The following is a 2,748-nucleotide window of genomic DNA, read 5'->3' as shown; positions in this document are numbered from 1 at the left end:
GGCTCCGAGCGATCAGACTCCCGGCCAAATTTTTATTTCAAGGGGTGTCTTGGGAATTAAGTATTATCCGGATGTGAAGGATCAGAAGGCATTCCGGTCCTTTTCACGTGTTGAGAGGGAAATCCGTACAGGCGACAGTTTTGACGATACGGGAACGCCTGCTTTTGACCATGTATCCAATATCCCGGATACGCTTTTTGATATCGGGGCGATGGACGTTCTGGTTGGAGAAGGACGTCGTTTTGCCGTACTGTCTCTTCATGCCCCCAGCGCCTGGCGGGTTTACAAAATTGACAAAAAGACGACTTCGGCATCATTCTCTGTTTTTCAAAAGGATTTAGACAGAGAAGTCCCATCCTGGTCCTTGTCTTGGTTTCTTTTTGACCGGTTACTTGCAGCTTTTTGTTTCGTCTATAAGGTAACTCCCGTCTATATCAACCTTCTGGAGCAGGAAGGGAAGGTTTTTGTCGTCGATAATGAAAATCGTGTGACGGATCAAAGAGATCCCAACGTTACTCTCCGTTCTTTATTGGGCGGCTTCATACTCCCCGATGAACTTTTTTCCGAACATAAGGAATCTCGCGATCAGTTGATTTATTTGCGGCAGCAGATTCTGAATTCGGATCATCTTGTTCACGCCCGGCACGTGCTTGAATGCGTCGAAAGGCCACGGGAGACCCTGCCTTGGATTAACCCCGGTTGGTGGCGATTGAATGATGATCATCTCACCCTCCAGGATGCGGGCTTTTGCTGACTTCATCAATCCTGACCCCATCGTGAATGGGGTATGGGGCATCCCGTGAGGAGATCGGATCATTAACCCTCATGGTCGTAATTGCGGAAATACAAAGAAATTGGGGCGGCACACCATAGGCATGCCGCCCCAACATTATTTGCTTTTCGTTTTGCTTCTACTTAAGGTTTAATGTCTGCTTAACCAGATTTTTATCACGCTCATAGTCGATGACCCTCTGGAGCATGATTTTCGTGGCCATGGGCGGTCCGGCGCCATGCCAGGTCCCCACACCGTGCAGCCCGGACGTCCAGTTCTGCAGGCACTTGGTTACCTTCATGATATTTTCTGTGGCTACATCGGAACCGAAACCAAGATACTCCTTTACATACTCCTTGACTTCGGGGTTTTTCAGTTCCTTGAGGGAGGGCAGTGTGACGATCGAACCTCCGCCTATGTCTCCTGCCAGGGCTAATACGCGCCAGAAGGAGTTGCATACGTTCAGCTTGGAGACGTTGCCCATTAATTCATCCGGCAAGAACACACCTGAACCCACCGGCTCCTCAGAACCATTGTAAGCGGCAGCCATACCGCAAGCTCTGGCTGTCTCTCTTAAGACCACCATCTCCGCCAATTGCTCATTGATGTGGGTAACCTTATCCAGGCCCTTGTACTCCTGAATCAGTCTTGTCGCCCCGATGATCTGGGTCATAAAACCGACCTTGCATGTGCCGCCGCAGGTCATACGATGCGTCCTGGAAAAACGGGTCACGAGCTTAACGGAATATGGGTACTCGCCGCAGTGAAATACCCGTTCCCAGGGGACAAAGACATTGTCAAAGATTATCATGGATGTCTCGCGCTGCCCGTAGAGGGGGTTCCCCAGTTCCTCAATATTGTCGGCCATGTCTCTTTCAGCGGAAAAAGGGGTGTACTGACATATAAAGGTAATTCCCTTGGCATCTACCGGTGTTGCAAATGCCACGGCGTAATCTTCTTCACCCTTGAAATGGGCCGCTTGGGGCATTACCACTACCTCGTGGCTGGCGTATGCGCCGCTGATGCTGATCTTGGCCCCTTTAACTACGATACCATCTTTGTTTTTATCAACAATTTTTAAGGAGAGATAGGGGTCGTCCCAGGCTAATGTCTTTTCGTTCCGCATTCCTCTCGGCTCGGTAAGGGCGCCGGCTATGGAAAGGTCCTTCGTCTGCACCATCTTCAGGTATTCCAAAAATCTCGGATTGTATTCTGTGCCTAACTCCTTGTCCATCTCCCAGGTAGTGGCGGCCAGGGAGTGAAAAGCATCATATCCCACGCAGCGGTATATGCACGTCCCCAGCATTTCTGAAGTAAAAGCACCCGCTTCGGCCTTTTTTGCCAGGTCATCATTGCTGGCGCTTATATAGGTGTAACGATTGACCACATCATCGATGAGTGGCGAGTAGCATGTCATAATGTCCTTGTACCTCGGGTCCAGGGCCCATGCATAGCTCGCCTTATTGGCCTCTACAACGGTTCGTGTGTTCCTGTTCTCAAGGACACTTTCAACCTTTTTACCATTCATAAAAATTCGCGGCTTGAGTTTTTTTATACTCTCTTCAAATTGTTCCGGCGTCATCAAAGCCATTTTATTACCCTCCATTCTCTTTTTTAAAGGTTTCTAATTCTAAACACAGTTTCTTAAGTGCTTCTCCAGGGCGAATTTTCTCCGCCCTGGAGAACCTCTGCCTTCAGGGTTTCTCTCCTTAACATATTGGCTTCGCCAATTCTCCCGACATGAAAGAGTCTTGTACGTGTCAAAGTGGTTTCCTGGTGGAATAGTATGTCTTGGTGAAGCATTCAACAGAGAAAAATGGATCATCAAACTTCCAAGTTGTCAACGGTCTTTTTGAAGTGAACCATTTTCGGTCGTGAAAAGTGAGCCACCTGGTCCTTATTCTTGGCTCATTTCCGCCCCCTCCTTTCCGACTTTCCCACGAAGCCTGTAACTGTTGCCCCGGATGTTGACGACC

At 49.0% G+C, this 2,748-nt stretch carries 3 protein-coding genes; 1 reads left to right on the top strand and 2 read right to left on the bottom strand.

From position 1 onward, the window contains the following. On the top strand, positions 1–754 hold a 754-nt coding region (locus tag Q7J27_09660), incomplete at its 5' end, for a hypothetical protein (GenBank protein MDO9529413.1). Positions 755–911: 157 nt separating this feature from the next. Here Q7J27_09660 and Q7J27_09655 read toward each other — a convergent pair. Continuing rightward, positions 912–2,363 (bottom strand): 4-hydroxyphenylacetate 3-hydroxylase N-terminal domain-containing protein, encoded by a 1,452-nt coding sequence (locus Q7J27_09655; GenBank protein ID MDO9529412.1) that lies wholly within the window; start codon positions 2,361–2,363, stop codon positions 912–914. Between the two features lie 169 nt (positions 2,364–2,532). Further along, the coding region (locus tag Q7J27_09650) for a hypothetical protein (protein ID MDO9529411.1) at positions 2,533–2,748 on the bottom strand (216 nt) is incomplete at its 5' end.

The sequence above is a fragment of the Syntrophales bacterium genome, from assembly GCA_030655775.1.
Lineage (GTDB): Bacteria > Desulfobacterota > Syntrophia > Syntrophales > JADFWA01 > JAUSPI01.
The sequence above is the reverse complement of the archived record's forward strand: the minus strand, read 5'-3'. Positions and strand labels throughout refer to the sequence as shown.